General features: G+C 74.2%; 25 protein-coding genes. 7 read left to right on the plus strand and 18 right to left on the minus strand.

What is annotated here, in order from left to right; translation table 11 throughout:
- Positions 1-32: 32 nt before the first annotated feature.
- Positions 33-1,070, minus strand: coding sequence for a medium chain dehydrogenase/reductase family protein (locus NYF13_RS30575; protein ID WP_315661403.1), 1,038 nt, complete (start codon positions 1,068-1,070; stop codon positions 33-35).
- A 193-nt stretch (positions 1,071-1,263) separates the two neighbouring features.
- Between NYF13_RS30575 and NYF13_RS30580 the strand changes: the two genes are divergently transcribed.
- Entirely contained in the window at positions 1,264-2,202 is a 939-nt protein-coding gene (locus NYF13_RS30580) for a 2-dehydropantoate 2-reductase N-terminal domain-containing protein (protein WP_315661404.1), read from the plus strand.
- 42 nt (positions 2,203-2,244) lie between these two features.
- Here the strand turns inward: NYF13_RS30580 and NYF13_RS30585 are convergent, their stop codons facing one another.
- The 3 genes from NYF13_RS30585 to NYF13_RS30595 all read right to left on the minus strand — a co-directional run bounded on the left by NYF13_RS30585 (position 2,245) and on the right by NYF13_RS30595 (position 7,130).
- The gene (locus NYF13_RS30585) at positions 2,245-4,506 is read right to left on the minus strand and encodes a heavy metal translocating P-type ATPase (RefSeq protein WP_315661405.1); all 2,262 of its coding nucleotides are present in this window, start codon (positions 4,504-4,506) and stop codon (positions 2,245-2,247) included.
- Complete coding sequence (locus NYF13_RS30590) at positions 4,503-6,440, minus strand: cytochrome c oxidase assembly protein (protein ID WP_315661406.1); 1,938 nt, start codon at positions 6,438-6,440, stop codon at positions 4,503-4,505. Before NYF13_RS30590 ends, NYF13_RS30585 begins: the two co-directional genes overlap by 4 nt.
- Positions 6,441-6,557: 117 nt before the next feature.
- Positions 6,558-7,130, minus strand: coding sequence for a sigma-70 family RNA polymerase sigma factor (locus NYF13_RS30595; protein WP_315661407.1), 573 nt, complete (start codon positions 7,128-7,130; stop codon positions 6,558-6,560).
- 63 nt (positions 7,131-7,193) lie between these two features.
- Here NYF13_RS30595 and NYF13_RS30600 point away from each other — a divergent pair, with 63 nt between their 5' ends.
- Complete coding sequence (locus tag NYF13_RS30600; RefSeq protein ID WP_315661408.1) at positions 7,194-7,928, plus strand: zf-HC2 domain-containing protein; 735 nt, start codon at positions 7,194-7,196, stop codon at positions 7,926-7,928.
- Between the two features lie 85 nt (positions 7,929-8,013).
- Here NYF13_RS30600 and NYF13_RS30605 read toward each other — a convergent pair whose 3' ends face one another.
- Complete coding sequence (locus tag NYF13_RS30605; RefSeq protein WP_315661409.1) at positions 8,014-8,658, minus strand: transglycosylase SLT domain-containing protein; 645 nt, start codon at positions 8,656-8,658, stop codon at positions 8,014-8,016.
- Positions 8,659-8,756: 98 nt separating this feature from the next.
- Between NYF13_RS30605 and NYF13_RS30610 the strand changes: the two genes are divergently transcribed.
- The 3 genes from NYF13_RS30610 to NYF13_RS30620 all read left to right on the plus strand — a co-directional run bounded on the left by NYF13_RS30610 (position 8,757) and on the right by NYF13_RS30620 (position 10,048).
- Positions 8,757-9,113: a Sec-independent protein translocase TatB gene (locus NYF13_RS30610; RefSeq protein ID WP_315661410.1), complete on the plus strand. Its 357-nt coding sequence runs from the start codon at positions 8,757-8,759 to the stop codon at positions 9,111-9,113.
- A gap of 268 nt (positions 9,114-9,381) precedes the next feature.
- The gene (locus NYF13_RS30615) at positions 9,382-9,747 is read left to right on the plus strand and encodes an ATP-binding protein (protein WP_315661411.1); all 366 of its coding nucleotides are present in this window, start codon (positions 9,382-9,384) and stop codon (positions 9,745-9,747) included.
- 76 nt (positions 9,748-9,823) lie between these two features.
- Complete coding sequence (locus NYF13_RS30620) at positions 9,824-10,048, plus strand: hypothetical protein (protein WP_315661412.1); 225 nt, start codon at positions 9,824-9,826, stop codon at positions 10,046-10,048.
- 44 nt (positions 10,049-10,092) lie between these two features.
- On the opposite strand, the gene NYF13_RS30625 is transcribed toward NYF13_RS30620, so the two are convergent.
- Both NYF13_RS30625 and NYF13_RS30630 read right to left on the minus strand, forming a co-directional pair.
- On the minus strand, positions 10,093-11,484 hold the full coding sequence (locus NYF13_RS30625; protein WP_315661413.1) for an aminotransferase class I/II-fold pyridoxal phosphate-dependent enzyme: 1,392 nt from the start codon (positions 11,482-11,484) through the stop codon (positions 10,093-10,095).
- Positions 11,485-11,867: 383 nt separating this feature from the next.
- Positions 11,868-12,791 (minus strand): LysR family transcriptional regulator, encoded by a 924-nt coding sequence (locus tag NYF13_RS30630; protein WP_315661414.1) that lies wholly within the window; start codon positions 12,789-12,791, stop codon positions 11,868-11,870.
- A 73-nt stretch (positions 12,792-12,864) separates the two neighbouring features.
- Between NYF13_RS30630 and NYF13_RS30635 the strand changes: the two genes are divergently transcribed.
- Positions 12,865-13,800 (plus strand): DMT family transporter, encoded by a 936-nt coding sequence (locus tag NYF13_RS30635; protein ID WP_315661415.1) that lies wholly within the window; start codon positions 12,865-12,867, stop codon positions 13,798-13,800.
- Positions 13,801-13,829: 29 nt separating this feature from the next.
- Here NYF13_RS30635 and NYF13_RS30640 read toward each other — a convergent pair whose 3' ends face one another.
- The 5 genes from NYF13_RS30640 to NYF13_RS30660 all read right to left on the minus strand — a co-directional run bounded on the left by NYF13_RS30640 (position 13,830) and on the right by NYF13_RS30660 (position 19,074).
- A complete protein-coding gene (locus NYF13_RS30640) occupies positions 13,830-15,326 on the minus strand; it encodes an FAD-dependent oxidoreductase (RefSeq protein ID WP_315661416.1) in 1,497 nt (498 codons plus the stop codon).
- A gap of 3 nt (positions 15,327-15,329) precedes the next feature.
- A complete protein-coding gene (locus tag NYF13_RS30645) occupies positions 15,330-16,247 on the minus strand; it encodes a diiron oxygenase (protein WP_315661417.1) in 918 nt (305 codons plus the stop codon).
- Positions 16,248-16,557: 310 nt separating this feature from the next.
- A complete protein-coding gene (gene ligD, locus NYF13_RS30650; RefSeq protein ID WP_315661418.1) occupies positions 16,558-17,568 on the minus strand; it encodes a non-homologous end-joining DNA ligase in 1,011 nt (336 codons plus the stop codon).
- A 145-nt stretch (positions 17,569-17,713) separates the two neighbouring features.
- Positions 17,714-18,361, minus strand: coding sequence for a CoA transferase subunit B (locus NYF13_RS30655; protein WP_315661419.1), 648 nt, complete (start codon positions 18,359-18,361; stop codon positions 17,714-17,716).
- 2 nt (positions 18,362-18,363) lie between these two features.
- The gene (locus NYF13_RS30660; protein WP_315661959.1) at positions 18,364-19,074 is read right to left on the minus strand and encodes a CoA transferase subunit A; all 711 of its coding nucleotides are present in this window, start codon (positions 19,072-19,074) and stop codon (positions 18,364-18,366) included.
- Positions 19,075-19,238: 164 nt separating this feature from the next.
- Here NYF13_RS30660 and NYF13_RS30665 point away from each other — a divergent pair, with 164 nt between their 5' ends.
- Entirely contained in the window at positions 19,239-20,018 is a 780-nt protein-coding gene (locus tag NYF13_RS30665) for an IclR family transcriptional regulator (RefSeq protein WP_315661420.1), read from the plus strand.
- 4 nt (positions 20,019-20,022) lie between these two features.
- Here the strand turns inward: NYF13_RS30665 and NYF13_RS30670 are convergent, their stop codons facing one another.
- The 6 genes from NYF13_RS30670 to NYF13_RS30695 all read right to left on the minus strand — a co-directional run bounded on the left by NYF13_RS30670 (position 20,023) and on the right by NYF13_RS30695 (position 24,918).
- Positions 20,023-21,246: a cytochrome P450 gene (locus tag NYF13_RS30670; protein WP_315661421.1), complete on the minus strand. Its 1,224-nt coding sequence runs from the start codon at positions 21,244-21,246 to the stop codon at positions 20,023-20,025.
- Between the two features lie 46 nt (positions 21,247-21,292).
- Positions 21,293-21,493 carry a ferredoxin gene (locus NYF13_RS30675; protein WP_315661422.1) on the minus strand — a complete coding sequence of 67 codons (201 nt, stop codon included), beginning with the start codon at positions 21,491-21,493 and terminating at the stop codon, positions 21,293-21,295.
- Positions 21,494-21,521: 28 nt separating this feature from the next.
- Entirely contained in the window at positions 21,522-22,742 is a 1,221-nt protein-coding gene (locus tag NYF13_RS30680) for a cytochrome P450 (protein ID WP_315661423.1), read from the minus strand.
- 160 nt (positions 22,743-22,902) lie between these two features.
- The gene (locus tag NYF13_RS30685) at positions 22,903-23,733 is read right to left on the minus strand and encodes a phosphotransferase (protein WP_315661424.1); all 831 of its coding nucleotides are present in this window, start codon (positions 23,731-23,733) and stop codon (positions 22,903-22,905) included.
- Positions 23,734-23,756: 23 nt separating this feature from the next.
- Positions 23,757-23,933, minus strand: a complete 177-nt coding sequence (locus NYF13_RS30690; RefSeq protein WP_315661425.1) for a hypothetical protein — start codon at positions 23,931-23,933, stop codon at positions 23,757-23,759.
- A 67-nt stretch (positions 23,934-24,000) separates the two neighbouring features.
- Positions 24,001-24,918: a LysR family transcriptional regulator gene (locus NYF13_RS30695; protein WP_315661426.1), complete on the minus strand. Its 918-nt coding sequence runs from the start codon at positions 24,916-24,918 to the stop codon at positions 24,001-24,003.
- Positions 24,919-24,942 lie beyond the last annotated feature (24 nt).

Consider the following 24,942-nt stretch of genomic DNA (forward strand, 5'->3'; position numbering starts at 1 on the left):
TGCTCCCCCGGGCGCGGCCCGGGAACGCGGGATCAGGGCGTCAGCACGATCTTCCCGGCCACCGTGCCGGACTCGGCCAGCCGCATCGCCTCGGTGATGCGCTCGAACGGGAGCACCGCGGCGGTCTTCGCGGTCACCTCACCGGAACTCATCAGGGCGAAGACCTCCGCCAGGTCGTCGCGCAGCCGGCCGTAGAAGGCGCCGGTGTTCCGGACCCCGGCCCAGACGTTGTAGAAGGACGCGCGCCGGCCGTTCGGCCAGGCGTTCCACAGGGCCAGGCGCAGGACGAGCTTGAGCACCGGCCACTGCTTGGACCCGGTGTAGTCCTTGGTCGACGCGCTGCCGTAGGCCACCAGGCTCCCGCCCCGGCCCAGCAGCTTCCACGAGTCGATCACGCTGCGGCCGCCGATGTGGTCGAACACCGCGTCCACGCCGTCCGGGGCGAGTTCGCGGACCCGGGCGGGCACGTCCTCGGTGCGGTAGTCGATCGGGATCACCCCCTGTTCGGCCAGCGACTCGTGGTGGCGCACGGACGCCGTGCCGATCACCTTCACCCCGGCCACCCGGGCGAGCTGCACGAGCGTGGAGCCGACCCCGCCGTTGGCCCCGTGGACCAGGATCGTCTGCCCGGCGTGCACCCGGGCGCTGCGGTGCAGCAGCTGCCACGCGGTGATGCCGTTGATCACCACGGTCTCGGCGTCGACCGCGCTGATGCCGTCCGGGACCGGGATCAGCTTGTCCGCGTCGAGCACCACGTGGCTGGCCCAGCCGCCGACCTTCACCAGCGCCGCCACCCGCTGCCCGAGCAGCGACGGCTCGGCCCCCTCGCCGAGGGCCAGCACGGTGCCGACGAGGTCGTAGCCCGGCACGAACGGGAACGGCGGCTGGTCGTAGTACCGGCCGCGGCGCATCTGCTGCTCGGCGAACGAGACGCCGGAGGCCTCCAGCTCGACCAGGACCTGGCCGGCGCCCGGTGACGGGACCGGTCCGCGCTCGACCACGAACCCGTCGACGTCGACCTGTCCGGGCAGGACCACCCGGGTGAGCTGGGCGTTGCTGGTGTGGTTCACGATCACTCCGTTCTTTGCTGTTGCGTTAGTTATAGCATCTAACTTCAGAACCAAGCAATAGCGATCGCGCCGAACGCCACCCGGGTTCGGTGCGGCCCGCCCTCCGCCCGCGGCCCGTTGACAAGTGGAGACCATCTCCATATCTTCGAAAGTGGAGATGGTCTCCAATTCTTTCCGGGACCCGGGGAGCGGCGTGAAGATTCTGGTGTTCGGCCGGGGCGTGATCGCCTCGGTGTACGGCTGGGTCCTGGAGCAGGCCGGGCACGAGGTCGAGTTCTACGTCCGGCCCGGCCGGGCGGCGGCCTACGGCGAGACGATCGACCTCGACCTGCTCGACACCCGGCGCCGGCGGCGGGGGCAGCGCGTGGTGCGGAAGTGGCCGGTGCGCTACCGCGAGGACCTGGACGGCCGGTTCGACCTGGTCCTGCTGAGCGTGCAGCACTACCGGGTCGCCGAAGCGGCCGCCGTCCTGGCCCCGCACCTGGGCGAGGCCACGGTGCTGGTCTTCGGCAACCTCTGGGCCGAGCCCGCAGCGGTCGTCGGCGACCTGCCGCCGGAACAGGTGGTCTGGGGCTTCCCGCAGGCCGGTGGCGGCTTCGGGGCCGACGGAGTGCTCCGCGGGGCACTGCTGCCGTCGTTCGTCTTCGGCACCTTCGACCGGCCGCCGACCGAACGGGAACAGGCGGTGCGCCAAGCGTTTTGCCGAGCCGGGCTCCGGATCAAGGAGCAGGCCGACTTCCGCGGCTGGCTGCTGATCCACTTCGCCTGGAACGCCGGACTGCACGCGCAGGGCCTGAAACGGGGTTCGCTGTCGGAGCTGATCGGCCGGACCGGCGATCTGCGCGAGGCCCTGCTGGCCACCCGCGAGCTCCGGCCGCTGCTCGAGGCGCGCGGGGTCGACCTGCGGCGCCACCGGGCCAGTGCGTTGAGCTTCCGGGTGCCCGCGCGGCCGGCCGCCGCCGTGCTGGGCTGGCTGATCGGCCACGTCGGGCCGCTCCGGGTGAACTTCGAGGCGCAGTCCGACCCCGGCGCCGAGGAGCCGCGGGCGATCTGCCGCGACACCCTGGCCGAAGCGCGGCGGCGGGGGATCGCGGTGCCGCGGCTGGAAGCCGCCCTCGCGCACCGGGCCTGAACCGCCCCAGTCCCCCGAACCGTCTCAGTCCCCCGAACCGTCTCAGTCCCCCGAACCGTTCGAGTCCGGCCCGCCCCGGCCGAACGACCGCAGCCGCAGGCTGTTGGACACCACCAGCACCGAGGACAGCGACATCGCCGCCCCGGCGATCAGCGGGTTGAGCAGGCCGAGCGCGGCCAGCGGCAGTGCGGCCACGTTGTAGCCGAACGCCCAGGCCAGGTTGCCCCGGATGATCCGCAGGGTGCCGGTGGCGAGCCGGATGGCGTCCGGGACCACCCGCAGGTCCTCGCGGACCAGGACCAGATCGGCCGAGCGCAGCGCGATGTCGCTGCCGTGGGCCATCGCCATCCCGAGATCGGCGGTGGCCAGCGCCGGGCCGTCGTTCACGCCGTCGCCGACCATGGCCACGCGCGCCCCCGCGGCCCGCATCGCCGCAATCGCCAGGGCCTTCTCCGCGGGCAGCACCCCGGCCCGGACCTCGTCCACGCCGATCTCGGCCCCGACCGCGCGGGCCGCGACTTCGTGGTCACCGGTCAGCAGCACGGTCCGCAGGCCCAGCTCCCGCAACGCGGTGACCGCCGCGCGGGCGGACGGCTTGACCCCGTCGCGGACCACCACCACCCCGGCCACCTCCCGGTCGACCGCCACGAGCACGGGGACCGCGCCCCCGGCCCGCGCGGCCTCGACCCGGGCGGCCGCTTCCGCCGGTAGCGCGATCCCCTGCTCGCCGAACAGCCTCGCGCTGCCGGCCAGCACTTCGTGGCCCGCCACCGTGCCTTGCGCCCCGAGGCCCGGAAGGGCCCGGAACGCCGTCACCTCCGGTAGTTCGGCGACCTCGGCCCGGGCCGCGGCCAGCACCGCGGCGGCGATCGGGTGCTCGGAGCCGGCCTCGACCGCCCCGGCGAACCACAGCACCTCGCCGGCGGTGCGCGTGGCCACCGGGTGGCAGCCGGTCACGCTCATCCGGCCGGTGGTCACGGTGCCGGTCTTGTCCAGCACCACCGTGTCCACCCGGCGGCTCGCCTCCAGCGCGTCCGGGCCCTTGATCAGGATGCCCAGCTGCGCGCCCCGGCCGACCCCGGCCATCAGCGCGGTCGGCGTGGCCAGTCCCAGCGCGCACGGGCAGGCGATGATCAGCACCGACACCGCGGCCGTGAACGCGTCCCGCAGCGGGTGCCCGGTGAGCAGCCGGCCGGCCAGGGTCAGGGCCGAGAGCGCCAGCACCACCGGCACGAACACCGCGCAGATCCGGTCCACCAGCCGCTGCACCGAGGCTTTGCGGGCCTGGGCGCGTTCGGCCAGCGCGGTCATCTGCGCGAGCTGCGTGTGCGCGCCGACCGCGGTGGCCCGCACGACCAGGCAGCCCTCGAGGTTCACCGAAGCGCCGATCAGCCGCCGTCCCGGCACCGCCTCGGCCGGGACCGGCTCACCGGTGACCGCCGAAACGTCCACGGTGGACTGTCCCGTCTCGACCACTCCGTCGGCCGCGACGGCCTCGCCCGGCTTCACCACGAACCGGTCCCCCACCGCCAGCTCACCCACCGGCAGCATCCGCTCGGCGCCGTCGCGCAGCACCCGGACCTCCTTCGCGGCCAGCGCGTCGAGCGCCGCGAGCAGGCCCGCCGCGCCCCGCCGTGACCGGCTTTCGAAGTACCGGCCCGCCAGCAGGAACGTGGTCACCCCGGCGGCGACGTCGAGGTAGACCGCGTCCGCGCCCGGCGCCGTGGGCCCGAACCCGACCCAGTAGCCCGGCTCGGGCCCGCCGGCCAGCGCGGCCCAGGCCGACCAGGCGAACGAGGCCAGCACCCCGAGCGACACCAGGGTGTCCATACTGGACGAACGGTGCCGCAGGTTGCGCAGCGCGGCCCGGTGGAACGGCAGCGCCGCCCAGCCCACCACCGGCACCGCGAGTGCCAGGCCGAGCAGTTGCCAACCCGGGAACCGCAGCGAAGGCACCAGGGCCAGCGTGATCGACAGGTCGCCGAGCGGCACGGCCAGCACCGCGGCGACGATCAGCCGGCGACGCAGGTCGCGCACCCGGGCCGTGGTCAGGTCCTCGTCCCCGGCCCCGCGCCGCCGCGCGCCGTAACCGGCCTTGCGGACGCGTTCGAACACCGCCTCGTCCGCGAGCCCGGCCGGGACCTGCACGGTGGCGCGCTCGGTCGCGTAGTTCACTGAGGCCCGGACGCCGTCCATCCGGTTCAGCGTGCGCTCCACCCGGGCGGAGCAGGCCGCGCAGGTCATCCCGGAGACGGCCAGCTCCAGCGTGCGGACTTCCCGGTGGACCGGGGCTGCGGTGGTCATGCGGACTCTCCAGGGTTCGGGCCGGACACTGTGGACGGTGGGGTTCGCCGGCGGGTGGCGAGTTCGGCCAGCATCGCGTTGTAGGCGTCGAAATCGCTCTCGCCGTGGCGGTCGCCGCGACGGGCGCGGCGCTCGTCGTCGCGCGCCCACTGCGCCAGCAGCGCGACGACCATCACGACCATCGGCACCTCGCCGCCGGCCCAGGCGATGCCACCGCCGAGGCGCTGGTCGGTGAGCAGGTCACCGACCCAGGTCAGGGCGAGGTAGTGGTAGTAGGTGGGGGCGATCACCGTCGGCCGGCTCATGAGGATCACGCCGAAGAACGCGTGGAACGGCATCACCGCGAACAGCACGCCCAGCCGCGCCAGGTGCGGGACCGGCCGCGGTGTCCGGTCGGCACCGACCGCGACCCAGGCGAACAGGTAGCCGGTGATCAGGAAGTGCGCCTTCATCAGCTGGTGCGACCAGTGGTACCGCATGGCGTCGCCGAACAGGCCGGAGAAGTACAGCGCGTAGAACGAGCCGGCGAACAGCACGGCCGCCACCGCCGGGTGCGCGAAGAACCGGGTGACCGGCGCGTGCAGCAGCGAGGTCACCCACTCCCGCGCGCCGGGCACGTCGCCGTGCGCGCCGGCCGGCAGGGCCCGCAGCGCCAGCGTGACCGGGCCGCCGAGCGCCAGCAGCACGGGGGCGAACATGTTCAGCGCCATGTGCGTGATCATGTGCAGGCTGAACGTGCCCGGCGCGTACACGCCGAGGCCGGAGGAAGTGGCCACCAGCACCACGGCCCAGCCCGCCAGCCACGCCGCGGTCCGGCCGGTGGACCAGGGGTCGCCGCGGCGGCGCAGCCGCCGGACCCCCAGCCGGTAGCCGAGCCCGGCGAGCAGCGCGACCGGGCCGAACAGCAGATCGGGCCGCCAGTCCAGGACCAGCCGGGCGAACCCGGGCGGGAGGTCGAGGTCGTAGCCCAGGATGGTCTCCTGCACCGTGGCCGGGTGGTCCACCAGTGCGGGCGGGACGAGCACGCTCAGCGCGGCCGAACCGCCGGTCGCCAGGCCCAGCAGGATCAGCTCGGCCACCGCGGTCCGGATCGGCGACCGGCTCGGCCGCCGCCGGGCCAGCACCACGCCGGTGCCGGCGAACAGCACCAGCTCGGCCAGCAGGAGCAGGCCGTACCGGCCGGTCCGGCCGTCCGGTCCGGCCGCGGCGAAGGCCGCCACCGCACCGGACACGCCGGTCACGGCGAAGCACCCCGCGGAAAGCCGGCGGTACCGGCTCAGCACCAGCGCAGACGGGTCCGGCGTACGGCCCAGGTGGGCCAGCAGCGCGACCAGCGCGCCCAGCCAGGCGCTCGCCGCCGGCACGTGCCAGAACAGCGCGTTCGACGCCAGGTCGTGCCCGGCCCCGGTCGAGGCGTGCCCGGCGGTGATCGGCGGCAGCAGCCCGGCCACCGCGACGACCGCGGCCGCGACCGTGGTGCGCCAGGCCATCGCCTGCCACGACAGCACCGTGGCCACCCCGGCCGCGGCCACCACGCACAGCCAGGCCTTGGGCTCTTCGGCGGCGTCGATCGTCCCGACCAGCACGGCCGGCCGCAGCACCTCGGCCAGCGGCTGGCCCGAGGCGACCGCGGCGGAGAACGGCACCGCGGCCACCGCCGCGGCCAGCCAGGCGAGCGCGCACCCCGCGCCGAGCCGGGCCGCCGCGTACGAGCCGGGCGACAACGAGCCGTCACGCCGCCCGGGCGCCACGAACGCCGAGAACACGAGCGCGCCGCAGGCGCCCGCGCCCGCGGCGTCGGCCACGAACCGGACGATCGCGAACCCATAGGTGGTCAGCGGCCCGGGATCGGCGTTGCCCACCGGCGCGTACACGTCCCCCGCCGTGGCGACCACGAGCAGGAGCAGGGCGAGCCCGGCCACCGCGGCCGCCACCGCGGCCACCTTCCACCGTTGCGCTCTCACCCCACACGAGTCGGACGCGAGGGCACCTCGGTTCCCGGGCGGCCCGCGTGATCCGGGTCATGCCGACCGTCCACAGGGGACGCCGGTTCACATGGCGCTGTTGGTCTCGTCCTGCGCGCGCAGCAGATCCTCGCGGGCCCGCGAGACCCGTGACCGGACCGTGCCGACCGGGCAGCCGCACACCTCGGCGGCGTCGGCGTAGGAGAGCCCGAGGAACTGGGTGAGCACGATGGCCTCGCGGCGGTCCTCGTCGAGACCCGCGAGCAGCACGCCGAGCTCGACCACGTCCTCGAACCCGGCCGAGCGGCCGCGGCCGGTGTGGTCCTCGGCCGCGCGCTGCCAGTCCGCCGCGCCGGAGATCCGCGGGCGCACCGAGGCCGACCGGATCTGGTCCACCACCACCCGGCGCGCGATCGAGAGCAGCCAGGTCCGGGAGCTCGACCGACCGGCGAACCGCCGCAACGAGCCGAACGCCCGCAGGTAGGTCTCCTGGGTGAGGTCGTCGGCTTCGGCCGGGCTGGTGCGGTGGGCCAGGAACCGCCAGACGTCGGCCTGGGTCGCGCGCACCCAGCGCTCCAGGGCGGCCTGGTCGCCGCGGGCAGCGGTCAGCGCGAGCGCCGTGACGCGCTCGTCCTGTTCGCCGTCCCTGCCGCTGGACACGCGCTCACGGTAATGCACGAGGGCGGCGGGAACTCCGGAGGGCGCCCGGGCGACTATGTAGGCGTGAGTTGCGAAATCTTCCGCGAAGCGTTGTCGGCCCGGCTGGACGCCGAGCCCGGCCCGCTGCCCGCGGACCAGGTCGACGCGCACCTGGCCATCTGCCCGGCGTGCCGCTCCTGGTCCGCCCGGGGCGAGGCGCTGCGCCGCGCCATGCTGGTCCGCGCCGCCCCCCCGGTGCCGGACCTCACCGCGGCCATCCTGGCGCAGGCACCGCCGGTGTCCCGGGAGAAGTGGGGCCTGCGGGTGGCGCTGGGCCTGGTCGGTCTGGTGCAGTGCGGGCTGGCCTTCGCCCAGTTGCTGGGCATGGACACCGGCGTGCACGGCGGCGGGGCCATGGCCGGGCACCTGATCAACGAGAGCGCGGCCTGGAACCTCGCCGTCGGGATCGGCCTGCTGTGGGCCGCCCTGCGCACCCGCGCCGCGGCCGGCCAGCTGCCGATGATCGCGGGGTTCGTGCTCGTGCTCACGGTCGTCACCACCTCGGACCTGATCGGCGGCCAGGTCACGGCCGGGCGCGTGCTCACGCACGTGTTCCTGGTGATCGGACTGGGCCTGCTGTTCGCCGTCCACCGCCAGCACCGGGCCCGGCGGGAACCGGGCCCCGGCCGGGCCGACGAGCAGTACGAACCCGCGCCCGCCGAGACCCCGGGCTCCGGCGGCGCCCTCGCCCTGGCCCGCCCGCCGGCCCGGCGGGGACGCCACCAGCAACGACCCGCCGGACGGCACCACGCCGCCTGAACCGGTGCGCCGCGCCGCACGCATGACGCCGCACCTCATCGCCCGGCCCGGCGCCGCACGGCCCGGCGGCGACCGGGACCGGCGGTCAGGGGCCGAGCGCGGCCGCCGCTTTCGCCTGGTCGGCCCGGAATCTGTCCAGATAGGACTGCGCCTGGGGACCGGGCTTGGCCCCCTTGGCGAAAGCCTTCATGGTGCCCGGTCCGGTGTTGTAGCCCAGGGCGAGCAGCTCGCCGGCGCGGTAGGAGCCGTGGGACGGGGGGAGTTGCGCGGCCAGATCGTGCAGGTACCAGGACTCGGCCTGGATCGCCAGGTCCGGGTCGTCCGGGAGCTGCTCCCAGCGGCGCCCGGAGAAGGAGCGGCCCCGCTTGGTCTGGTCGAAGGTCGCGCGGTGCATGTTCGCCACGCCGAACGCCGCGTCCGGTTTGAGCTTCTGCCAGGCCCGTTCCAGCTCCGGATCGTGCGGTTTGTACGACTCGTTGTCCAGGATGGCCATCACCAGCAGCGGGTCGACCCCGGCTTCGCCGGCTCGCGCCCGGACCTGCGCGGCGTAGCGCGACAGATCCGGGTTCACGGCCGGAGACCCGATGGGGCCCGGGGAGGAGCCGGCTGCGGCCGACGAGCTCGGCTCCGGCTTTTCCGCACTGCCGCCGGGGCTCGCGCCGCACCCGGCCAGCACCGGCACGAGCGCCCAGGCCGCGAGCCGGGCCCGAGCGCCACGACGTGGTTCCATCACTCCGCCTTCCACCGTTCACTCAGGCCCCACCGGAAGGGTCCGCGAGGGCCTACTATGGGGCACAACGATTCCGCGCCGGGACCGAAGGAGACACCGTGTTCGGTCTCAGCCTGGACCACCTGCTGGTCCTCCTGGTCGCCGGCCTGTTCGTGCTCGGCCCGGAGCGGCTGCCGGAATCGGCCCGGTGGCTGGCCCAGGCCGTGCACAAGGTCCGCGGCTTCGCCTCCGGCGCCCAGGCCCAGCTCCGGTCCGAGCTCGGGCCGGAGTTCCAGGAGCTGCGCAAACCTCTGCAGGAGCTCCAGTCGCTGCGCGAGTTCTCCCCGCGGACCGTGGTCAGCCGGTACCTGCTCGACGACGACGCACCCGAACGCCCGGCCGCCGCGACCCCCGTGGCCGAGGCGCGGCCGTTGAGCCCCGGCGAGCGCGCGCCGGTCGACCCGGACGCCACCTGAGCCCTGCTCCCCGGCCACTCGGCTCCAGTGACCCGGTGGGTGACCGGTTCGCGCGGGCAGGACCACCGGACGGCGACCGGATCCGGGCCCGATCCCGGACTCGCGAGCCGACCACGTCCCGCCGCACAGGTTTCAGCCGGAGCGATCCCGGGTATACCGACGCGGCATCAGATCGATTTCACGAAGGGGACCGTGAACCGCTGTTGAAGAACCTCGTCCGCCCGCGCCGCCGCCCCGCCGGCCGCCCGGCGCCTCCGCGGAGCCCGAGGTGACGGAATTTTCGCTGGCCGGTGCCGACGGAGAGACGCTGCGCCGGGTGCGCTCGTGGGTTCGCGCGAACCTGGCCGATGTGGACGGAGACGCGCTGAGCGATGCCGTCCAGGTGGTCGACGAGCTGACCACGAACGCGCTGTCGCACGGTAGTCCCCCGCAGCGCCTACGTCTGCTGCGGCGTCCCGGGCGCGTCCGGGTGGAGGTCGACGACAGCGGCCCGGCGCAGGCGCGGCCCCGCGAACCCTCCACCACCGGCGGCCGCGGACTGCTCCTGGTCGCCGCCATCAGCGACGACTGGGGCCAGTACGCCACACCGACCGGGAAGACGGTGTGGGCCGAGCTCCCGCTCGCCGGCGGGTGACCTCGGGTCCCGGCCGCAACCCCCGCCCGGCCGGAACCGCCATCCGGCCAGAATGCTTGGTATCGAAGGGAATCCGATGAGCACCGAACCGGACCGGCGCGAGTCCGCCACCGGCATCGACCGCGTCGCGCACGCCTTCTGCCCGCGGTGCCACCCGGATCCGCGTCCCGGTGAAGTGCTGGTCGCCCTCTGCGGGGCGCGCTACCCGTTCTGGGGCCGCCGCGCCGACCCGGTCAGCACCTGCGAAGCCTGCCGGACGCTCGTCAGCGCCCCCGTGCTCGGCTGCGGCCACTCCGGCTGAGCCGGACCGCACCGAACCACGCTCGGGCCGTGCGACCGGGCCGCTCACCCGTGCAGCGCGGCCCGCACGGCCGCCACGGCCTCGTCGATGTGCTCGCGGTGGGTGAGCGGGGACAGCACGCACAGCCGCAGCGTGAACCGGCCGTCCAGCCGGGTGCCGGACAGCAGCACCCGGCCCCCGGACCGGATCCGCTCCAGCAGGGCCCGGTTCGCGTCCTCGTCCCCGTCGCGCAGGCGGAAGACCACAGTGGACAGTTCCGGTGGGTGCGGCAGCTCCAGCCCCGGCAGTGCCGCCAGCGCTTCGTGCAGGTGCCCGGCCAGGTCGAGCTTTTCGTCCAGCGCCCGGCGGAAGGCGGCCACCCCGTGCAGGTGCAGCGGCAGCCAGATCCGCAGGCCGCGGTGCTCGCGGGTCAGCTCGAAGCCGAGGTGGGCGTAGTCGGGCAGGGTTTCACCGGTGACGTCGGGCAGGTAGGCCGCGCGGTCACCGGGGTAGGAGGCGGCGAGCAGGCGGCGTTCGCGGACCAGCAGCGCACCCGTGCCGTAGGGCAGGAACAGGCTCTTGTGCGGGTCCACGGTGATGGAGTCGGCCTCGCCGATGCCCTCGAACCGGGCCCGGCCGCGGGCGGTGAGCTGGAAGAACCCGCCGTAGCAGGCGTCGACGTGGAACCACAGCCGGTGTTCGCGGGCGACGCCGGCGATCGCGGCGAGCGGGTCGACCGCCCCGGCGTTCGTGGTGCCCGCCGTGCCGACGACCAGGAACGGGCGCAGTCCCGCGGCCCGGTCCTGCTCGATCGCCGCGGCCAGCGCGACCGGGTCGAGCCGCCGTCCGTCGGAGGTCGCCACCAGCCGCACCGACCGCGCGGGGAACCCGGCCACGTGCGCGGCCTTCGCGACGCAGTAGTGGGTCTGGTCGGAGACGTAGAGCCGGGCGGTGCCGGGGTCGGCCTCCGGGCCGAGCCGGTCCTCCCGCGCCGCCACCACCATCGACAGCATCGCCGCCGAACCGCCGCTGGTGAGGATCCCGGTCGCGCCCGCGGGCAGTCCGAACAGCTCGCCCAGCCAGGTCAGCACCCCGTGTTCGAGCGCGACCAGACCCGGCGCGAAGTCGCCGATGGCGGTGAACCGGTTGAGCACCCGGGCCATCAGCTCCCCCACGGCCGAGCTGACCAGCCCGCCGCCGGGGACGTAGCCGAAGAACCGGGGACTGGCCGTTTCGATCGCCGCCGCCCCGGCTTTCAGCGCGAAGGACAGGACTTTGCCGACGTCGCCGGGGCTCTCGCCGGGCGGCTCGGCCACCAGGTCGACGATCTCCGGAGCGGTCCCCCGGCCGTCCACCGGTGCCTGGGGCAGACCGTCGACGAACCCGGCGAGTCCGGTGGTCACCTGCTCGAGCAGAGCGCGCAGTTCGTGACCGTCCGGCTCCAGGTGATCAAGCACGGCGGGGACGATAGCCGGTGGTCTTCCGCACTTCCAGACCCCGGCCCGGAACGGGCCGTGAACGCCTCGCGACTTCTCGTCCCGGTCACCGGTACCCGAAGCCGTGCCCACCGAAAGGGCGCCACCGCAGGGAAAAGCCCCGGCAGCGGCTTGACTTCCACGACACGGCGGCCGGCCGGTCCGCACGTTTCGCCATTCCGTCACCGCGCGGCCCGATCCGGCCTATACACCGTTCACGGGAATTGCCCGGAACGGCTCGGAAAACGGCCGCGAAGCTCTGCCCGAAAGATCAGCGACGAGTGCCCCGCGGTCCCCGGGCGCCCACCTCGGGCGGCCCGGGGCGGGCGCCGAAGTGATCCGCGGGACCGGGGCCGTTCCTGAAATCAGCGGACCGGAGCCGCGTTGCCTTCGAACCGCGCGGAGGCGTCGCGCAGCACGTCCAGAGCCGCGCGGACCGCGCCCCGCTCCTCCTCGCCGGTGCGGCAGACCGCGAGGATCGTGCGCGACAGCGTGGGACGGGTGGTGAGCAAGCGGACGCCCTCGGGCACGGATTCACGGGCCAGGCGCGGCACCAGTGCCGCCCCGGCGTTGCCCGCGACCAGCGCGAGCTGCGTCGGATACCCGCCCACCGTGCAGCTGATCCGCGGGTCGAGGCCCTGCTCCCGCAGGACCTGCCGCAGCCATTCGTAGCAGCCGGTGCCCGCGGTCCAGGCGATCCACGGCAGGTCGGCGACCTCGGCGAGGTCGACCGCGCGGCGGTGCGCGAGCCGGTGCCCGGCGGGCAGCGCGAGATCCGCGACGTCGGAGAACAGGGTGACCCCCGTGACCCCGGGCGGCAGCACGGTGGGCCGGTCGGCCCAGCTCTCCATGACCGCGAGGTCCAGGTCGCCGGCGAGCACCTGCGGCATCGTCTTCTCCGCCTCGCCCTCGCGCAGGGTGACCTCCAGGCGCGGGTGCTGCGCCGCGAGCGTGGCCAGCGCCGGGGGCAGCAGCGCGTGCACCGTGGTCGGGATCGCGCCGATCCGCAGCGGCCCGAGCACGTCCTCGCGCATCCGATCCAGGTCCGAGCGGGCCTGGGCCAGCTGGGCCAGCACCTTCTCCGCGTGCCCGGCCAGCACCCGCCCGGCCCGGGTCAGCCGGACGCCCCGGCCGCGCGGCTCCAGCAGTTCCTGGCCGGCCTCGCGTTCGAGCTTGGCCAGTTGCTGGGAGACGCCCGAGGGCGTGACGTGCAGCGCCGCGGCCGCCGCCGCGACCGAGCCGTACTGGGCCACCGAGTGCAGCGCCCGCATCCGATCCAGGCTGAACACGGTAGCGATGCTACCGGATTTTCCTGAACAACATTCACTTGTCCTTGACAGTGCGAGCGCTCAGGCTGGAGGGGTGACCACGACCAGCCTGCCGCCGCGCCCTGCCCCGATCGGCCCCGTCTCGGCGCTCACCGACCGGTTCGACCCGCGGCTGCTCACCGCCGCGGGCGGGCTGTGCATCGCGCTGGCCTCGGTGTTCATCAAGGAGTCCGGCACCAGCGGGGCGACCAGCTCGTTCTGGCGCTGCCTGTTCGCGCTGCCCTTGCTCGCCGGGCTCGCCCGGTGGGAGCGGCGGCGGACCGGGGAGCGGCCCCGGCGGCTGCTGCCGCTGCTGGCCGGCGGCGGCCTCGGGCTGGACTTCGTGCTGTGGGGCGAGGCGATCCCCCGGATCGGCGCCGGGATCTCGACCGTGCTGCTGGCCGTTCAGGTGATCATCGTGCCGGTGCTGGCCTTCGCCTTCCTGCACGAGCGTCCCGGCCGCCGGTTCCTGCTCACCGCCCCGGTGCTGCTGGGCGGGATCGTGCTGGCCGGTGGCTTCATCGGCACCGCCGTGACCGGTTCGGACCCGCTGACCGGCGCGGTCGCGGCCCTGGTCGCGGGCGCCGGCTACGCGGTGTACCTGCTGCTGATCCGGATCAGCACCAGCCCGGGCTCGCAGGTGCAGACCCTGCTGCTGGCGACCCTTTCGGCCGGCGCCGTCGCGGTGCTGCTGGGGCTGCCCTTCCACCGCCTCGACCTGGCGCCGGGCTGGCCCGCGCTCGGCTGGTTCGCCGGACTGGCCGTGATCGGCCAGATCGTCGGCTGGCTGCTGGTCGCCGCGGCCCTGCCCCGGATGACCGCCACCCTCGGCGCGACGCTGATGCTGCTCCAGCCGATCGGCGCGGTGCTGTTCGGCATCCTGCTGCTGGGCGAGGCCCCCAGCGCGCTGCAGCTGATCGGCTGCGCGGTGGTCCTCGGCGCGGTCTGCTTCGCCGGGGCGAGCCGGCGGCCCCGTCCGGCCGCGGGTTGACCGCCTTCGGCGCTGGAGTCCGGAACCGGTCAACGACGGCGCAACCGCGACACCAGTCCCGGTGCACGGCGGGAGATCCGGCCGTCGACCGCGTCGGCCAGCACCGTGGCCACGGTTTCGGCGGCACAGGCCCGGTTGGCGCCGATCCCGCCGCTCGGCCCGCGCTTGATCCAGCCGACGACGTAGGTGCCCGGGCGGCCTTCGACGCGGCCGGCGGAGTTCGGGATGGTGGCGGTGGCCTCGTCGAACGGCAGGCCGCGCAGCGGGACCCCGCGGTAGCCGACCGCGCGCACGACCTGACCGGCCACGATCTCCTCGTCCCCGAGCGCCGCGGTGACGCGGGTGCCGCGCACCTGCCGGTCGCCGAGGATCTCCACCGGGGCGGAGTGGAACCGCAGCACGATGCGGCGCCGTCCGTGCGCGGGCGGCGCCGACCAGTCGACCGGCTCGCGCCGGACGCCCCGGAGCAGGCTCGCCTTGCCGCCCGCGACCCCGGCGTCGATGGCCGCGCCGACCCGCGGGTCGTGGGCGTCGACCACCAGATCGACCTCGCCCGGCCCGCTCAGCGCGAGCAGTTCGGGCCGGGTGTACGCGGCGTCCTCCGGGCCGCGGCGCGCGAGCAGCACGACCTCGCGCACCTTGCTCGTCCGCAGCCGGGCCAAGGCGGCCGGGGAGATCGAGGTGCCCGCCAGCGCGGCCGGGTCGGCGGTCAGGATCCTGGCCACGTCCAGCGCGACGTTTCCGTTGCCCACCACCACGACCCGCTCCTCCGACAGGTCGAGCACGTCGGCCGGGACGTCGGGATGGCCGTTGTACCAGCGCACCACGGTGGTCGCCGCGACGCTGCCCGGCAGGTCCTCCCCCGGGATCCCGAGCGAGCGCGCCGAGGACGCGCCGACCGCGTAGATCACCGCGTCGTGGCGCGCGGCCAGCTCGTCCGCGGTGACGTCGCGGCCCACCTCGACGCCCAGCCGCAGCCGTAGCCGCGGATGGCGGTGGAACCGCGCGAAGGTCTCGCCGATCTTCTTCGTCGACGGGTGGTCGGGCGCCACGCCGTACCGGACGAGCCCGCCCGCGACCGGCAGGCGGTCGATCAGCGTCACCCGGGAATTGGTGTGCAGCAACAGGTCTTCGACCGCGTACATCCCGGCCGGTCCGGTGCCGACCACCGCGACGTCCAGCGGCGCGAAATCGCTCGGGATGTCCCGGCTGAACACCGGCGGGCCCCAGGCGTGGAAGTTCGGCGCCGGATCGGCGGCGGCCGGGGCCCGGCGATCCGCGTAGAACTCGGCGTTGACCCCGGCGTAGGCCCGCAACGGCGCGGTCAGGCTGTCCACCGGGAAGATCGCGTCGACCGGGCAGGCGTCGGCGCACGCGCCGCAGTCGATGCAGGCGCGCGGGTCGACGTAGAGCATGTCGGTGCGGCCGAAGTCCGGCTCGTCCGGCGTCGGGTGGATGCAGTTGACCGGGCACACCGAGACGCAGGAGGCGTCGTTGCAGCAGGTCTGCGTGATGGCGAAGGCCATGGCTCAGATCAGGTTGGCGCGCTGGTAGAACCAGGTCGCGGGCTTGGTCAGCAGACCGGCCGAGCCGAGGAACTCCATCAGCCCCGCACAGCTCGAGCGCATCATCGACTTGTGGTGCTCGTTCGCCTTCGCCTCGGGGATCGCGCGCCGGGCGTCGAGCCCGGCGTTGGCGTAGACCTTGCGGTTGACCATGCTGCCGACGATCACGTACGAGGCGATGGCCACCACCAGCGCGTTGAACTGGCGCCGGGCCCAGCCCGCCCCCTTGAGCCGCTCGCGCGTCTCCTCCCGGGCGAACTTCATGTGCCGGGACTCTTCGACCACGTGGATGTTGTTGATGGTGCGCACGAACGGCACCACCCGCTCGTCCCGCATCCAGTCCCGCTGCATCACGTCGAGGACCTCTTCGGCGACCAGGATCGCCGCGTACGCCGCTTCACCCACGGCCACGGCCTTGAACACGCGCCCGGCCTCGACCACCAGCCGACGCGGCCGGTACGCGGGCGCGCGCAGCTTCTCGGCCCCGCGCGCGAACATGATGGAGTGACGGCATTCGTCGGCGATCTCGGTCAGCGCCCACTGGAACGCCGGGTCGGTCGGGTCCTTCGCGTAGAAGTCCCGCAGGATCATCTGCTGCAGGATCATCTCGAACCAGATCCCGGTGCTGGCCACCGACGCCGCCTCCTGGCGGGTCAGCTCGCGCCGCTGCTCCTCGGTCAGCTCGGCCCAGTAGGAGGTGCCGTACAGCGTGCTCCACTCGGGACTCGCGCCGTGGCAGCCGAGATCGAGCGGGGTCTCCCAGTCGACCTCGGTGGCCGGGTCGTAGGACAGCGTCGCCGACGAATCCAGCAGCCGCCGCACCACCTCCTCGCGCCCGGACGGCGGTTCGTCGGCTCGGTGCTGGCTCGCGACGCTGGTCATGGCAGGCTCCCCTGGCGGCTTCCTGTTACCTTCGTTTACTGTTACCCAAGGTAACACACAATGAAACAGGAGCAAGGGGGCGGCGCCCCACGCCCTCGGGCCTGAACCTCGGAACCCCGGCAGCACCCCTTGACCACTGCTCGCCTCCGTGGGCCGCCGCACGTGCTGGTCACCGCGTCACCGGCCGGAGCGGAAAGCGTTCGCCCCCGACTCCACTGTGGACAGTTTCGGCGCCGCGAACCCTTCGGGGGACGAAGCATGGTCCGGGGGGCCGGACCCCGGCCTTACCGGGGCAGGAACGGCACGGTGTTCACGGCACCAGCGGGACCACGGCCTCCTCCGCGCGCCGGTCCGGGCGCCAGCCGCGCCAGGCGGTGTGCCGCAGCCGGTGCTCGCCCGGGGTGAACTGCCGGTAGACCACCTCCCCCACCAGCTTCGGCGTCACCCACCGGGCGCCCCGGGCCCGCTCGCGCGGGACCACGTTCGCGAACGGGCTCGTCCGGCGTTCCAGCGGAGTCAGCGTGGCCAGCAGGTCCGCCAGGGTGGCCCGGGTGAAGCCGGTGCCGACGTCGCCGAGGTACAGCAGCTCACCGGATTCGCGGGAGTGCGCGCCGAGCAGCAGGGCGCCGATCGTGCCCTCGCGGTTGCCCTGGCCGGGGCGCCAGCCGCCGACCACGACCTCCAGGGTCCGGACCAGGGGGTGCTTCAGCCAGTCCGGGCTGCGCCGGCCGGGGTGGTACTTCGACCGCCGGTCCTTGGCCACCAAACCTTCCAGCCCGCGCTCGGCCGCGACCTCCAGCAGGTCCTGCGGTCCGCTGCCCTGGGCGGCCAGGTCGGTGTGGGCGTAGGACGGGGTGATCGCGACCAGCCGCCGGTCCGGCGGCTCCAGCCCCTCCAGCACCTTCCGCCGCTCGTCGTAGGGTTCGCCGAGCAGCCGGTCGGCGCCGAGCAGCAGCACGTCGAAGGCGAAGTACGCGACCGTGCGGCCGCTGGTCCCGTGGTTCTGCAGGAGGCCGAAGTCCGGACGGCCGTGTTCGTCCAGCGCGACGATCTCCCCGTCCAGCACCGCGGCGCGGCCGCCGAGCGCGTCCCCGAACGCGCCGGCCAGCTCGGGGTAGCGCGTGGTGAAATCGGTGCGATTGCGGCTGGTGAGCACCGTGGTGCCGTCCGGCGCGACCCGCATCACCGCCCGGTAGCCGTCCCACTTCCACTCGTAGGCGTAGTGCGGGCCCTCCGCCAGGCGGCCCCGGTCCGGCGTCGCGAGCATCGGCTCCACCGGCTCCGGTACCCGCGAACGCCCGGCCGGCCCCTTCCCCGGCATACCGGCCTCCCCCGCCCCCCGGCGGCCCGGCCTGGGTGCCGGCCCGCTCCGACGACGGTAATCCGGATGGCCCGGACGCGCCCGCGCGCGGACCCGTCCGGGCGGCAGCGGTGACGCACCAGTTACCGGCCCGCGGCCGGTTCCCTCAGCCCTGCGCCGAGACCGGCACGGTGATCGGAGCGCCGGTCTTCTCCCGGACCTCGCCGGCCGAGACGCCGGGGGCGAGCTCGGCCAGGACCAGGCCGTCCGGGGTGACGTCGAGGACCGCGAGGTCGGTGATGATCCGGTCGACCACCCCGGCCCCGGTCAGCGGCAGCTCGCACGTCGCGACGATCTTCGGGCGGCCGTCCTTGGCCACGTGGTCGGTCAGCACGACGATCCGCTTCGTGCCCGCGACCAGGTCCATCGCCCCGCCCATGCCCTTGACCAGCGCGCCGGGCACGGTCCAGTTGGCCAGGTCGCCGTTGGCCGCGACCTGCAGCGCGCCGAGCACGGCGACGTCGATGTGGCCGCCGCGGATCATCGCGAACGAGGTGGCCGAGTCGAAGTAGCTGCCCCCCGGCAGCACGGTGACGGTCTGCTTGCCCGCGTTGATCAGGTCCGCGTCCTCCTCGCCCTCGACCGGGAACGGGCCCAGGCCGAGGATGCCGTTCTCACTCTGCAGGGTGACCCGGACGCCCTCGGGCAGGTGGTTGGCGACCAGGGTCGGGATCCCGATGCCCAGGTTCACGTAGTCGCCGTCGCGCAGCTCGCGCGCGGCGACGGCCGCCATCTCGTCACGGCTCCAGCCCATCGTCACGCCTCCGTTCCGGCGGCCGGGCGCGGGCGCACCGTCCGCTTCTCGATCTCCTTGACCCGGGGGCGGGCCACCGTCAGCCGGTTCACGTACACCCCGGGGGTGATCACCCGGTCCGGGTCGAGGTAGCCGTCTTCGAGCAGGATCTCGGTCTCGGCCACGGTGAGCTGCCCGCAGGTGGCGACCAGCGGGTTGAAGTTGCGCGCGGTGTAGCGGTAGACGAGGTTGCCCGCCCGGTCCGCGGTGTGGGCGTGCACCAGGGCGACGTCGGCGACGATCGCGCGCTCCAGCACGTGCACCCGGCCGTCGAACTCCTCGTGCGGCTTGCCCTCGGCCACCGGTGTGCCCACGCCGGTGCGGGTGTAGAACGCCGCGATCCCCGCCCCGCCCGCGCGCATCCGCTCGGCCAGCGTGCCCTGCGGCGTGAACTCGACCTCCACCTCGCCGTCGAGGTATTGGCGCGCGAACAGCTTGTTCTCCCCCACGTAGGACGCGATCACCTTGCGCACCTGGTGGTTCTCCAGCAGCAGCCCGAGGCCGATGCCGTCCACGCCCATGTTGTTCGAGACCACCGTCAGCTCCCGCGCCCCGGAGTCGCGGACCGCTTCGATCAGGTCGGACGGGATGCCGCACAGGCCGAAGCCGCCGACGGCCAGGGTCATGCCGTCCCGCAGCGCGCCGGCCAGCGCGTCGCGGGCGTCGTCGAACATTTCGGGCACGTCGTCTCCTTCAGGTGTCCACTGACCGGTCGATGCGAACGAGTCAAGTCCGCCCCGGCCTCGAGTTCAAGCTGGGGAAACCCTCCCGGGTTCATCTTTTCGGCAGCCGGACGCGAGGTTCGCCGGTGTTCACCCAGTGGACGTAGGATCGGCTCATGACCGTCCCCCGCCAGCCGCCCCCGAACCTCATCGGACGGGCGGCGGCGGTGCTGCGCGCCCTCTCGACCGGCGCGGAGGCCGGGGTGACGACCTCGGACGTGGCGCGGGCCACCGGCCTCGCCCGGCCCACGGCCCACCGGCTGCTGGTGGCGCTGCTCGACGAGGGCTTCGCCGACCGGGACCGCCGCAGCGGCCGCTGGCACCTGGGCCCCGAGCTGTACCTGCTCGGAGAAGCGGCTGCCGCGCGTTACGACGTGACGCAGCGCGCGCGGGAGAGCGTGCACCGCCTCGCCGCGGCGACCGGCGAGAGCGCGTTCTTCTCCGCCCGCCGCGGCGACGAGACGGTCTGCCTGCTGCGCGAGGACGGCGACTTCCCGATCCGCTCCTTCGTGCTCTACGAAGGCACGCGTTTTCCGCTCGGCGTGGTCTCGGCCGGGCTCGTCGTGCTGGCCCTGCTGCCGGATCGCGAAATCGACGCCTACCTCGGCGGCACCGACCTCACCACCCGCTGGGGTCCCGGGCACTCCGCCGCGGCCGTGCGCACCCGGATCGCCCGGACGCGCGAACAGGGTTACGCGGTCAACCCCGGGCTGGTCGTCGAAGGCAGCTGGGGCATGGCCGCGGCGGTGTTCGGCCCGGCCGGGGAGCCGGCCTGGGCCCTGACCCTCACCGGCGTCGAGTCCCGGTTCCGCGCGGACCGGCGCCCGCAGCTGGGCGAGCTGCTGCTGAAGGAGGCCCACGCGCTCACCACGGCCCTGCGCCGAGAGCCGCGGTGAGCGGTCACCAGGTGACGGGCAGCTCGTACACCCCGTACACGGACCCGTCGTGCTTGAACGGGATGTCGGCGAGGTCCGCGGCCAGGGCCAGAGTCGGGATGCGGCGGTAGAGCGTGCCGTACACGACCTGGAGTTCGAGCCGCGCGAGCTGCTGGCCGAGGCACTGGTGCACGCCGAAGCCGAACGCCACGTGACGCCGGGCGTCGCGGGTGAGGTCGAGCCGGTCCGGGTCGGGGAACACGGCGGTGTCGCGGTTGGCGATGTCGTTGGCCAGGATCAGGCCCTCGCCGGCCCGCACGACCCGGCCGGCGATCTCGATGTCCTCGGTGGCCACGCGCCGCCGCCCGTTGTGCGTGATGTTGAGGTACCGCAACAGTTCCTCGGTGGCGGAGGCGACCAGCGCGGGATCTTCCGACTCGCGCAGCAGCGCGAGCTGGTCCGGGTGCTCCAGCAGCGCGAGGGTGCCGAGCGCGATCATGTTCGCGGTGGTCTCGTGGCCCGCGATGAGCAGCAGCACGCCCATCTGCGCCGCCTCGTCCCGCGACAGCTCCCCCGCGGTGACCCGCGCGGCCAGCCCGGACAACAGGTCGTCGGCCGGGTTCGCCTCCTTCTCGGCCACGAGCCGGGCCAGGTAGCCGGTGAGCGCCTGGTGCCCGGCCATCCGCTCCTCCGGCGTGGCGTCCCGCCGGATGATCACCTTGCTGTTGTCCTGGAAGAAGTCGTGGTCGCCGTAGGGCACCCCGAGCAGGGCGCAGATGACCAGCGAGGGCACCGGCAGCGCGAACGCCTCGACCAGGTCCACCGGCCGCGGACCGGCCAGCAGCCCGTCGATCAGTTCGTCGACGATCTGCTGGACGGCCGGGCGGAGCGCCCCGACGCGCCGCAGGGAGAACGGCGCGGTCACCATGCGGCGCAGGCGGTTGTGCTCCGGGTCGTCCATCAGGATGAAGCTGATCCGGGAGCCGCCGCCCGGCGGGAGCGGCGCCGAGCTCGGGTAGCCGGGGCGGCCGATGTCCGCGCTGACCCGCGGGTCGGACAGCAGCGCCCGCTGCTCGGCGTACCGCGTGACCAGCCACGGGGTGCTGCCGTCCCAGAGCCGGACCCGCGTGAGCGCGGCCTCGTCCTGCTGGGCCCGCGCGGCGGGCGGCGGGTCGAACGGGCGCCCGGCCGCCCGGGTCATCGGGAAGTCCGGCGCCCCGGCCGGGTGCGTCTCGACCGTGCCGGTCATCTCGTGCTCCCAAGGTTGAGTCGGTTGTGGACGGTGGCGGGGCGGCTCAAGCGCGCTCGGCGACGGTGATCGCCCCCGCCGGGCACACGTTCGCCGCCTCGCGCACGGCCGCGTGCGCTTCCTCGGCCGGTGCCGCGTCGAGCAGGACCACGATGCCGTCGTCCTCCCGCTGGTCGAACACGTCCGGGGCGAGCAGGACACACGTGCCCGCGCCGCAGCACCGGTCTTCGTCGACAGTGATCTTCATCGTTTCTCTCCTTCGTCCCGTCGCACCGTCACCACCGGACCGGCAGCTCGCGCAGCCCGCCGACCGCCAGTCCTTCCACCCGCCGCAGCTCCCCGGGCGCCACGGCCAGCTCCAGCGTGGGCAGCCGCCGCAGCAGCACTTCCAGCACCACCTGCAGCTCGGTGCGGGCCAGCGCCTGGCCGAGGCAGGAGTGGGCACCGGCGCCGAAGGCCAGGTGGGGGTTGGGGGTGCGGCCGAGGTCCATCTCGTCCGCGCGGTCGAACGCGCGCTCATCCCGGTTGGCCGCGGCCATGCTGCACATCACGGTGGTACCGCGCGGCAGCACCGCGCCGGCGACCTCGGCCGGCTCGCTGAGGTAGCGCGGCATGCCGATGCCCGGGTTGGCGTCGAAACGCAGCACCTCTTCGACGGCCGGGCGCACCAGCGACAGATCCGCCACCAGCCGCTGCCAGCGCCCGCGGTCGGCCAGCAGCAGGCCCATCATCTTGCCGATCATGTTCGCCGTGGTCTCGTGCCCGGCGATCAGCAGGGCCTGCCCGGTCATCACCAGCAGCACGTCCGGCAGCGGCTCGCCGTCCTCGCCGGTCGAGGCGAGCAGTCCGCTGAGCAGGTCCTCACCCGGCTCGGCCCGCTTGGCCTCGAGGTGCGCGGCCAGGTAGGCGGCGAACTCGGCCTGCGCCGCGTCCGTCTCCGCCTGCGTGTAGCGGGTGAGGTTGAGCAGGGCGTCCGACCAGCGGGCGAACCGGTCGCGGTCGGCGTCGGGCACGCCCAGCAGGTCGCAGATCACCCACACCGGCAACGGGAAGCCGAGCCGCGCCTTGAGGTCGGCCGGGCCGCCGGGCCGGTCGCCGGTCATCTCGTCGACCAGCCGCTCGGCCATCGCGGTGATGCCCGGGCGCAGCGCGGCCATCCGCTTGGCGGTGAACCACTTCGTGATCATCCGGCGCCACCGCTGGTGGCCTTCGCCGGTCTGCGGCAGCGCGTTGGCCATCTCGCTGTTGAACACCCCGCCGGACTCGGAGTCGGAGAGCCGCGCGGCGTCGTCGGCGTTGAGCAGGCGGCCGAACCGGCCGTCGGAGAGCACCTGCTTGACGTCCTCGTACCGGGTGAGCAGCGACGCCTCGTCGCCGCTGGGCAGCCGCACCCGCGCGATCGGGCGCTCGTGGCGCAACCGCGCCCATTCCCCGGGCGGCTCCAGCGCCGACGGGACGGGGATCGGGTAGCTCAGCGCCTGATCGGTCGGCCCCACCGTGCATCCTCCTCGATTCCGGTCTCGGCTTCGTGATCAGTCAACCGATCGGGAGGGCCGAAGTCAAGCGACTGATTTAAAACCGGCTCGGGAACCGCGTCGAGAACGCCCTGCGGCGGGATTGGCAGTCGGCAGTTCCGGCCAAAACCTGACACCGGCCTCAGCCGTGCGCTTGCAGCCAAGCGACGACGGCTCCGACGAAACCGTCGACGTTCGACAGCGGCTTGCCGGCGAGCACCGGGTGGAGGTGTCCGGCCCCGATGACGTCGTGCCAGACCCGGGCGCGCCGGTGGGCCTCCTCGCCGGTGAGCACGGCCCAGCCGTGCCAGCTCGCCACCAGGGCGGCGTCGATCGCCGGGTCGGCGCGGACGGCCAAATCCCAGTCGAGCACGCCGGTCAGCTCGCCGTTCCGTCCGAAGTGGACATTGCTGCCGCCGAGGTCACCGTGCACGAGCCGGGGTGGGACCTCTTCGAGCGCCAGCAACCGGTCCAGCCGCCGCCGGACCCCGTCACGCCACTGCGCCGGCAGGCGTGGGACGACTTCGCCCAGGATCTCGGCCCAGCCCACGCCGTCGTCGTACCGGCGCGGGGTGTGGAGAACGGCTTCGAGCTCCGGAGAGATCTCCGTCTCGCGCAACGCCTCCAGGAGCGGGCCGAACGCCGCGGCATCCCCGGCGCCTTCCGGCCGGCTCTCGCCGTCGATCCAGGAGACCGCGACGGCCACCCGTTCCCCGAGCCGCGTCACCGCGCTCAGCGGTTCCGGCACCGCGAACGGCAGCCCGGCCGCGGCCACGGCCCGGAGGATGCCGGTCCGGCGCGGGAGTTCGGCGGCAGAGCTGGGACGTCTGCTGATCCGGACCGCGGCGAAACCGGGCAGCAGCACGACGTGGTGCATGTTCCCGTGCCCGGCCAGACGGGCGGAACCGAGCGGGGCGTCCGGCACCAGCGCTTCGGCGATCTCCAGCAGGTCGGCGGGGACGGGGTGGGTCATCCGGCCATTCGGCCAGGCCGTGGTTACTCCGCGGCCAGTCCGCGCAGGTGGTCGGCGACCTCGCTCAGGTGCTGCGCGGCCTCGGGGATCGAGGTGAGGTCCCCGGTGCGCTGCGCGTCGGCGAGCTGGACGGCCACCTTGTTCACCTCGAAGATCGACAGGTTGAGCACGGCGGCTTGGGTGGTCTTCTCGGCTTCCACGAGCGGGAGTCTAGCCGGTTCGCCGCCGCGCACAGGGTGCGCGCGGCGACCGGGCGAACCCGGGGTCTCACCCGGACGGCGCCGGGCCGAACAGGGTGCGGCAGCAGTCCAGGAACGCCTCCGCGCGCCGGGTCGGGCGAGCGCCCCCGGCCCAGCCCAGCACCACCGGCGTGGTCGGCACGCGGTCACGGATCGCCAGCACCCGCACGGGCAGGCCCTCCACCGAGACGTCGACCGGGGGGCGCTGCACGGCGAGCGAGTAACCCAGCCCGCGCGCGACCATCGCCCGGGCCAGCTCGAAGCTGCCCGCCCGGTGCGCCACCCGCATTTCGACGCCCGCCGCGTCGAACACCGACTGGAAGTACCGGGCGCTGGGCGCCACGTCGAGCAGGATCAGCGGCTCGCCGGCGAGTTCGCGCAGCGCTACGGCGGTGCGCCGGCCGAGCCGGTGCCCGGCGGCCAGCAGCACGGCCGGTGGCCGGTCGTGCAGCACGGCCACCTCGATGCCCGGCACCAGGTCCTGCCGGTAGAGGAAGGCCAGCTCGCACGTGCCGTCGAGCAGTCGGGCCTGCAGTTCGGCCAGGGTGCCCTCGACGAACTCCACCGCCACCCCGGGCTGCTCGGCGCGGAAGGCCGCGATCGCGGCAGGCAGGTGCAGCGCGGCGATCGGTGCGTAACAGCCGACGCGCAGCCGTCCGGCCGGCTCACGGCCGAGGCGCCGGGCCCCGGCGGCCAGCTCGGTGACCGCGCCGAGCACCGCCCGCGCCTCGGCCACGACCTGGCGGCCCGCGGGCGTCAGGGCCGTGCCCCGGCGCGGGCCCCGCAGGACCAGCCCCGCGTCCAGCACCCGTTCGAGCTCCGCGACGGCCAGTGAGACGGCGGACTGCGAGACGTGGCAGCGCACCGCCGCCGCGGTCATCCCGCCGGTCTCCGCGACGGCCACCAGGTATTCGAGCTGCCGCAGCGAAACCGGGGGAAGGCTCATGAGCCGAGCTTATGGGCCGGCCGA

Origin of the sequence: Amycolatopsis sp. PS_44_ISF1 (assembly GCF_032335455.1) — a bacterium.
Lineage (GTDB): Bacteria > Actinomycetota > Actinomycetes > Mycobacteriales > Pseudonocardiaceae > Amycolatopsis.

Excerpts from the sequence above, each read along its gene's own strand:
- NYF13_RS30670 (WP_315661421.1), bottom strand. The coding sequence starts at position 21,246 with ATGACCGGCACGGTCGAGACGCACCCGGCCGGGGCGCCGGACTTCCCG.
- NYF13_RS30640 (WP_315661416.1), bottom strand. The coding sequence starts at position 15,326 with ATGGCCTTCGCCATCACGCAGACCTGCTGCAACGACGCCTCCTGCGTC.
- NYF13_RS30660 (WP_315661959.1), bottom strand. The coding sequence starts at position 19,074 with ATGTTCGACGACGCCCGCGACGCGCTGGCCGGCGCGCTGCGGGACGGC.
- NYF13_RS30695 (WP_315661426.1), bottom strand. The coding sequence starts at position 24,918 with ATGAGCCTTCCCCCGGTTTCGCTGCGGCAGCTCGAATACCTGGTGGCC.
- NYF13_RS30585 (WP_315661405.1), bottom strand. The coding sequence starts at position 4,506 with ATGACCACCGCAGCCCCGGTCCACCGGGAAGTCCGCACGCTGGAGCTG.
- NYF13_RS30645 (WP_315661417.1), bottom strand. The coding sequence starts at position 16,247 with ATGACCAGCGTCGCGAGCCAGCACCGAGCCGACGAACCGCCGTCCGGG.
- ligD (WP_315661418.1), bottom strand. The coding sequence starts at position 17,568 with ATGCCGGGGAAGGGGCCGGCCGGGCGTTCGCGGGTACCGGAGCCGGTG.
- NYF13_RS30685 (WP_315661424.1), bottom strand. The coding sequence starts at position 23,733 with ATGACCCACCCCGTCCCCGCCGACCTGCTGGAGATCGCCGAAGCGCTG.
- NYF13_RS30675 (WP_315661422.1), bottom strand. The coding sequence starts at position 21,493 with ATGAAGATCACTGTCGACGAAGACCGGTGCTGCGGCGCGGGCACGTGT.
- NYF13_RS30620 (WP_315661412.1), top strand. The coding sequence starts at position 9,824 with ATGAGCACCGAACCGGACCGGCGCGAGTCCGCCACCGGCATCGACCGC.
- NYF13_RS30665 (WP_315661420.1), top strand. The coding sequence starts at position 19,239 with ATGACCGTCCCCCGCCAGCCGCCCCCGAACCTCATCGGACGGGCGGCG.
- NYF13_RS30655 (WP_315661419.1), bottom strand. The coding sequence starts at position 18,361 with ATGGGCTGGAGCCGTGACGAGATGGCGGCCGTCGCCGCGCGCGAGCTG.
- NYF13_RS30605 (WP_315661409.1), bottom strand. The coding sequence starts at position 8,658 with ATGGAACCACGTCGTGGCGCTCGGGCCCGGCTCGCGGCCTGGGCGCTC.